This window comes from Sulfuricurvum sp., from assembly GCF_019163035.1.
Classification (GTDB): Bacteria; Campylobacterota; Campylobacteria; order Campylobacterales; family Sulfurimonadaceae; genus Sulfuricurvum.
In genome coordinates, this window is record NZ_JAFLKV010000135.1 from 1 (window position 1) to 7,517 (window position 7,517).

10 protein-coding genes are annotated in these 7,517 nt (G+C 44.0%); all 10 read left to right on the forward strand.

The genetic code is table 11. From position 1 onward, the window contains the following. Window positions 1–623 (forward strand): 30S ribosomal protein S4 (gene rpsD / locus JZU62_RS09890; RefSeq protein ID WP_295014344.1); only part of this gene is annotated, 623 nt, incomplete at its 5' end. 23 nt (window positions 624–646) lie between these two features. Next, window positions 647–1,639: a DNA-directed RNA polymerase subunit alpha gene (locus JZU62_RS09895; protein ID WP_295014345.1), complete on the forward strand. Its 993-nt coding sequence runs from the start codon at window positions 647–649 to the stop codon at window positions 1,637–1,639. A gap of 27 nt (window positions 1,640–1,666) precedes the next feature. Continuing rightward, window positions 1,667–2,017: a 50S ribosomal protein L17 gene (rplQ, locus tag JZU62_RS09900; RefSeq protein WP_294894092.1), complete on the forward strand. Its 351-nt coding sequence runs from the start codon at window positions 1,667–1,669 to the stop codon at window positions 2,015–2,017. 125 nt (window positions 2,018–2,142) lie between these two features. Continuing rightward, complete coding sequence (locus JZU62_RS09905; RefSeq protein ID WP_295014347.1) at window positions 2,143–2,418, forward strand: NifU family protein; 276 nt, start codon at window positions 2,143–2,145, stop codon at window positions 2,416–2,418. Between the two features lie 48 nt (window positions 2,419–2,466). Beyond that, complete coding sequence (locus JZU62_RS09910; protein ID WP_295014349.1) at window positions 2,467–3,060, forward strand: hypothetical protein; 594 nt, start codon at window positions 2,467–2,469, stop codon at window positions 3,058–3,060. Further along, the gene (locus JZU62_RS09915) at window positions 3,050–4,345 is read left to right on the forward strand and encodes a UDP-N-acetylmuramoyl-L-alanyl-D-glutamate--2,6-diaminopimelate ligase (protein WP_295014350.1); all 1,296 of its coding nucleotides are present in this window, start codon (window positions 3,050–3,052) and stop codon (window positions 4,343–4,345) included. Before JZU62_RS09910 ends, JZU62_RS09915 begins: the two co-directional genes overlap by 11 nt. Window positions 4,346–4,450: 105 nt before the next feature. Continuing rightward, entirely contained in the window at window positions 4,451–4,825 is a 375-nt protein-coding gene (locus JZU62_RS09920) for a (2Fe-2S) ferredoxin domain-containing protein (RefSeq protein ID WP_295014353.1), read from the forward strand. 3 nt (window positions 4,826–4,828) lie between these two features. Further along, complete coding sequence (gene panD / locus JZU62_RS09925) at window positions 4,829–5,194, forward strand: aspartate 1-decarboxylase (protein WP_295014354.1); 366 nt, start codon at window positions 4,829–4,831, stop codon at window positions 5,192–5,194. 44 nt (window positions 5,195–5,238) lie between these two features. Then, window positions 5,239–6,087 carry a polyprenyl synthetase family protein gene (locus JZU62_RS09930; protein ID WP_295014356.1) on the forward strand — a complete coding sequence of 283 codons (849 nt, stop codon included), beginning with the start codon at window positions 5,239–5,241 and terminating at the stop codon, window positions 6,085–6,087. Between the two features lie 3 nt (window positions 6,088–6,090). Continuing rightward, window positions 6,091–7,517: transketolase (locus JZU62_RS09935; RefSeq protein ID WP_295014358.1), on the forward strand; the 1,427-nt coding region annotated here is incomplete at its 3' end.

Genomic DNA, 7,517 nt, shown 5'->3' on the forward strand with positions numbered 1-7,517 from the left:
CAAGATATAGAGGACCCGTAGAAAAAATCGAAAGAAGATTCGGTGTAAGCCTTGGTTTAAAAGGTGAGCGTCGTCTTGCAGGTAAAAGTGCCCTTGACAAACGTCCATATGGACCAGGACAGCACGGTCAACGCCGTACAAAAATTTCTGAATACGGTACACAACTTCGCGAAAAACAAAAAGCGAAATTCATGTACGGTTTGAGCGAAAAACAAATGCGTTCATTGTTCGGTGAAGCAAAACGTCGCACTGGTAACACCGGTACGAACTTGGTAATGCTTCTTGAGCAACGTCTTGACAACGTTGTTTACCGTATGGGATTTGCAACGACTCGTCGTTTTGCACGCCAATTGGTAAACCACGGTCACGTATTAGTTGACGGAAAACGTGTTGACATTCCATCTTACCGCGTAAAACCGGGTCAAAAAGTGGAAATTCACGAAAAAAGTAAAAAGAACAACCAAATCGTTCGCGCGATTGAGTTGACCAACCAAACCGGTCTTGCGGCATGGGTTGACATCGATCAAGATAAAGCGTTCGGTATTTTCACTCGTCTTCCAGAGCGTGAAGAGGTTGTTATCCCTGTTGAAGAACGTCTAATCGTCGAGCTTTACTCGAAATAATCATTAAAGAAAGGGCGTTCAGCATGAAAAAAATTAAGACATCACCGCTTCTTCCGAAAGAGTTTGTCGTCGAGCAAATTAGCGCGAACGAAGCGAATATCATTGCTTATCCGTTTGAAACCGGATTTGCAGTTTCACTCGCCCATCCGATCCGCCGCTTTTTGCTAAGCAGCTCGGTTGGATTCGCACCGATCGGTATTAAAATTGAGGGTGCTAAGCATGAGTTTGACTCTGTTCGCGGTATGCTCGAAGACATTTCGGATTTCATTATCAACCTTAAAGGGGTTCGTTTCAAATTGAAAAACGGACTCAAAGAGAAGGAAATCACTTACAGTTTCGCAGGCCCTTGTGAAATTCACGGACGTGATTTAGATAATGATGATGTCGAAGTGGTAACCCCTAATGCATTCTTAGCAACTTTGAATGAAGATGCAACGTTGACGTTCAGCGTTAAAATTCATCAAGGTATCGGTTATGCGCCGAGTGAAGATGTACGGGATGTTTTGGGTGATGGATACATCGCGTTGGATGCTTATTTTACGCCGGTTCGCCGCGCAACATATGCTATTGAAAACGTTCTTGTTGAAGACAATCCAAACTTCGAAAAAGTTGTAATCAATATCGTTACTGACGGGCAAATCTCTCCGGTAGATGCGTTTAAAAATGCATTGGAAGTTATGTACGCTCAAATGGCGGTATTCAACAGTGAAGTGAGTATCAAAGCTCCTGTAACTGCTGAGCGCAACGATGAGCATCCTGAACTTAAACGTTTGGGTGCACGTATTGAAGATCTTGGTTTGAGCGCTCGCAGTTTCAACTGTTTAGACCGTTCAAACATCAAATACATCGGTGAAATCGTAATGATGAGCCAAAATGATTTGAAAGAGGTTAAAAACCTCGGCAAAAAATCGTTTGAAGAGATTTTAGAAAAAATCACTGAGTACGGTTATTCTGTCGGACAAGATTTAGCTGATGAATTGATCAGTGCTATTAAAAAGAAAATCGAAGCTGAATAAGCTTTAAACCATTATAGGAAGTATCTCATGAGACATCGTCACGGATACCGCAAGCTAGGTCGTACGAGCGCACATCGTGAAGCTTTGTTGACTAACCTTAGCATTGCGTTGATTGAACACGGTAAAATTGAAACTACGTTGATCAAAGCAAAAGAACTTCGTTCATTTGCAGAAAAATTGATTACAACTGCACGTGCTGGTGATGCAAATGCTCACCGTGCTGTGTTTGCTGTATTGCAAAACAAAGAGGCTACTAAATTACTTCTTAATGAAGTTGCCCCTAAATATACTGAGCGCAACGGTGGATATACTCGTATCGTTAAAACTCGTATTCGTCGTGGTGATGCTACACCAATGGCGTACATTGAACTCGTATAACGAGTTCAATAACCCCCCCCTTAAATCGAGCTTCGCTCTAAAACTACCCTTTTCTCATTAGTGCATGTAAAGACCGTTTTTTATACTATAACACAATATTTGAGCGTTTAGAAGGTACAATAACCATGATTCCATTTAGTGATGAAGAATTAATGAACCCTGTTCGGAATGTCATTGACAAAATACGTCCCTCACTCGCATTAGACGGTGGTGATATAGCATTTTTAACAGTAAAAAATGGAACAATTTATGTACAATTACAAGGTGCGTGTATTGGGTGTTCAAGCAGTGGTAATACACTAAAGTATGGTGTTGAGAGACAGTTACGTATGGATATTCATCCAGAGTTGATTGTTATCAATGTACCACAGGGTATGGAACACCAAATCGACTCACTGTAATTTTAAGCTGGTTGTGTCGATATTAGTAAAGAATAAGAGGGAGTTACAATGAAAACAATCAATTTATCTAAAACCCTCAATCAAGCAAACCAATATTTCTTGGCGGGTCAATATACGGATGCGTTGCGTGAATACTCTTTGGTTCTGAAAGACTTTCCCGAGTCAAAAGAGGCGTACAACGGGGCAATCTTATCAGATATGGCGATGGGTGGAGAAGCTGCCGGCGAGGCACTTTTTGATTATTATACTATTTTACGAAGTGAAGATGCCGAATCAGCCGATATCATAATCACTGAGATTTTGGAGACCATGGATGGGACAATGGATCAACTCTCAGGACTTTTTGATGAGACGATCAAGCAGCGACTTGCCTACGAAGACGGTATTATGTATACCGAATTCAAAGAGTTGGTTCAAAATGATAATGATTTTAACCGAATTTTTGAGAACATCATGTTTTCAACCCGCGTTATCATTACCGAGAAAGAAGATTTTGTCGATTTTTTGGATAATTTGATTGACCACGGATATAAAGAGATGGCATTAAGTTATTTGGAGAGCGCATTGGGTGTTTATCCGAACGATCGCCAACTACGGAATTTGTTACGTCGTCTTGCTAAGGGGAAAAGTATTGAAAGTTGAGATTGAAGGTCAACCTTATCGCTACATAAGTGAGAACTCAAGCGATTGTAGTAATGAGTGCGCATTTTTGCTCACCAAACAAAATGAAAAGTACAAAGAAGATGCTCTCACTCGCGCTGCCCATTCGATCATCACTCCTGATGAGTGCTGGAAACTTTTCGGACTTGATCGACTCTGTGTAATCGGTATTACCGGAACGAACGGAAAAACGACTACGGCAAGTGCGATCTACTCTCTTCTTCTTGATTTGGGTCATAAAGCGGCTATGCAAGGGACGCGCGGATTTTTTATGAACGATGCTCCGGTGGAGGGGAAAACCCTCACCACCCCGACGGTGCTCAATACCTACCGACATATGGCACACGCGATTGCGTCGGGGTGCGAGTATTTCGTAATGGAAGTGAGCTCTCATGCCATCGAGCAGGAGCGGATTGCTGGGATAGAGTTTGGACTAAAAATCTTGACTAATATCACCCAAGATCACCTCGATTATCACTCTAGTATCGAAGAGTACATCCGAATCAAAAATCTCTTTTTCCAAGATGAGACGAAAAAGCTGATCAACAAAGATGAGTCAAGAGCACAGTTTAATATGAAAAATGCGTTCAGTTATGGGGTTGAGAATCCTGCGACCTATAAAATCATCGCCTACTCGTTGAACAACGGGGTGAGCGGTGTGATGAAACATTTCGAAGATCATGTTCCGTTTGTCACCTCTTTGCACGGATTTTTTAATCTTTACAATATCACGGCCGCCTTCGCTGCGGTTCATTTGGTGAGTGGCGAGAGTATGGAAAAAATTGCCGATGCGCTGGAAAATTTCGGCGGTGTCAGCGGACGGATGGAGGTGGTGAGTGAATCACCTCTCGTGATTGTTGATTTTGCCCATACCCCTGATGGGATGGAGCAGGTTCTTAATGCCCTCAAAGAGAAAGAGGTTCTGGTCGTCTTCGGTGCAGGTGGAGATCGTGACCGAACCAAGCGTCCGATGATGGGGAGAGTCGCAACCGCGTATGCTAAAAAAGTGTATGTGACGAGTGACAATCCCCGTTTTGAAGATCCGGATGCAATTATCGAAGATATTCTCTCCGGGATTGAGGATCGAAGCAATGTTTATGTTGATGTCAATCGCCGCAGTGCCATTGCGCAAGCGCTCAAAGATCGCAGCGGAGATGAAGTGGTTTTGATCCTCGGCAAAGGGGATGAGACATCACAAATCATCTATGATCAGCATCTCCCGTTCGATGATCGTGTTGTGGCGCGTGAGTTGTTAAAAGAGATTTAAACTAACAAGTTGCTTACTGGAGCTTAATATGCACTCGTAAGATTTGGCTATAATGCCGTAATTATTTTACGGTGCAGTAGTACATCGATTTTGAAGGAGCAGTTGATGGGTCTTCCACAACCGGCATTTTATATTTTCAAGTGTGAACAAAGCTCTCCTCCGGGGATGCCTAAACCGAGCTGTGTCAATCCGCACACACAGGATTTGTTTCAACATTTGGCGCAAACATTGATGCAAAAGGGTTTAATCGCAACGGTACAGCCGATCCGTACCTCGTGTATGAATCGCTGTAACGTCGGTCCGATCATGCTCGTAGAACCGGGTCATGTGATGTATTCGGGACTTACTAAAGAAAAAATTGATCATATTATTGATCGTCATATCATCGGCGGCGAAGTGGTGGAAGAGTACGTAATCCCTGCTGAGTTGTGGGATGATGCGATCAGCCCTGCTAATATGATGAAGCAGATGGGTAGATAAACCATGTTAATCGAAATGCTTTACAGTAAAATTCACCGCGCTACCGTAACCGATGCTAATCTTAATTATGTTGGATCTATTACGGTGGATGAAGAGCTTTTGGAAGCCTCCAAAATGCGTGTCGGTCAAAAAGTGGAAATCCTCAATATCAATAACGGGGAACGCTTTTCGACCTATATTATCCTCGGTGAACGGGGCAAGCGTGACATTTGTCTAAACGGTGCGGCGGCTCGTAAAGTGCATAAGGGCGATAAGATTATTATCGTCGCCTATGCAACCTACAATGATGCTGAGCTTGAAAATTACAAACCTACCGTTGTTTTACTCGATGATGAGAATAGTATCACCGATATAATCGAGAAGATATAAGCTCCCTCATGGTACTATTTCGCTAAAAAAATAGTGGGATAAACATGGAGCAGTTTGAAGTATTCTTAGCAGCACACCTTCCTTCTGCTGCATCTTTTCACCCCCACTATGAAAGCTCACTGCATCAAATGGTGATTGGCGGCGGAAAACGGTTCCGCCCCGCACTTCTTCTAGGCGTTGTGCGAGCTTATAATCCTCTCTTAACTCAGTGTGCTTACCACGCGGCATTGGCAATTGAGCTACTGCATACCTACTCTTTGATTCACGATGATCTTCCCGCGATGGACAATGCTGATTTACGGCGGGGACTTCCAACCTTACATAAAACGTATGATGAAGTGAGTGCAATTTTGGCGGGGGATGCTCTGAATACTTATGCGTTCGAAGTGCTCTCCAATGCCCCGTTTTCGGATCGGGTCATTGTAAAACTGGTTCGCTCACTTGCTCATAATGGTGGAGTAGCGGGGATGGTTCTTGGGCAAGCGATTGATTGTCATTTTGAAAATCAGCGCTTAGAATTGGAGCAGGTTAAAATGCTCCATATCCATAAAACAGGTAAATTGATCGCAGCGTCGCTTCAAATGGGGGCATTTATCGTTGGACGAGACGATCTCGCGCAGGAGTTGTATGATTTCGGGATTGATTTGGGATTGTTGTTTCAAATCCAAGACGATATTTTAGACGTGACCCAAGATGAGACGCAAGCGGGTAAAACAACCAACAACGACGAGGCGAAAAACAGTTTCGTCACGTTGCTCGGCTATGAGACGGCAATGGAAGAAGCTAACACACTGGCAGATAAAGTGACCCGACAAATACAAAGTTTTGATGAGAATTTGCAACGCGAATTGTCACCAACACTTAACCACTACATTAACCGACACAAGGACTAACCGATGAGTAATACAACGCGCCAAAAAATGGCAGATACGATCCGCTTTTTAGCAGCAGATATGGTTCAACAGGCTAACTCAGGACATCCGGGTGCACCGATGGGGTTGGCGGATATTGCTGTGGTTCTCTCCGAGCATCTCATCCATAATCCGAAAAATCCGAAATGGCTCAATCGTGACCGTTTGGTATTCTCCGGTGGTCACGGGACAGGGTTGATCTATTCTTTGTATTACCTATGGGGATACGGGTTGGAGATTGAAGATTTAAAAAACTTTCGTCAGCTCGACTCTAAAACTCCGGGGCATCCTGAGTATGGCCACACGGCGGGAATTGAGATTACCACGGGTCCTTTGGGTCAGGGGATAGCCAATGCGGTCGGTTTTGCGATGGCGTCAAGCTATGTAGGACACAAAGTTAACTCCGAAACGGCAGAGTTGATCGATCACAATGTTTACTGTCTTTGCGGTGACGGTGATTTGGAAGAGGGGATCAGTTACGAAGCGTGTTCTATTGCCGGACACATGGGATTGGATAATTTGGTATTGATTTACGATTCAAACCGTATCACGATCGAAGGGTCTACCGAACTGAGCCTCAGCGAAAATATGCGTGATCGTTTCGAATCCCAAAATTGGGCTGTTTTAGAGATCGACGGACATAATTTCGAAGAGATCGATGGTGCGTTAACGCAAGCGAAAATGATTAAACGTCCGGTTCTTATCATCGCCAATACCGTTATCGCCAAAGGGGGCGGTAAAATGGAAGGCTCTCACCATGCTCACGGTGCACCGTTGGGTCATGATGTTATTAAAACCGCTAAAACGGCAGCCGGTTTTGATCCTGAAAAAACATTCCATGTCGATGCGGATGTTTTAGAGCGTTTCCGATGCGCGATTGAAAAAGGGGACTTGGCAGAGCGGGAGTGGAATCATCGCATCAATGAACTTCCGTTAGTGGAGCAAAACGAAGCGTATGCGCAGTTGATGAACCCTGATTTCAACCGTATCCAATGGCCGACATTTGAAAAAGCGGACGCAACCCGTAATACCAACGGTATTATTTTGAATGCGATTGCGAAAGCGATTCCGGGATTTATCGGAGGATCGGCGGACCTTGGACCGTCAAACAAAACAGAATTGACGAATATGGGCGATTTTCCTAAGGGTAAAAATATCCATTTCGGTATCCGTGAACACGCGATGGCATCGATTACGAATGCGATGGCATTGTATGGGCCAATCATGCCATTTAGCGCGACCTTCTTCGTCTTTAGCGACTATCTCAAGCCATCCGCTCGTATCGCGGCACTAGCAGGTATCCAGCACTTCTTTATTTGGACACACGACAGCATCGGTGTTGGGGAAGACGGTCCTACCCATCAGCCGATTGAACATTTGAGTCAGTTTAGAGCATTACCGAATTTCTATGT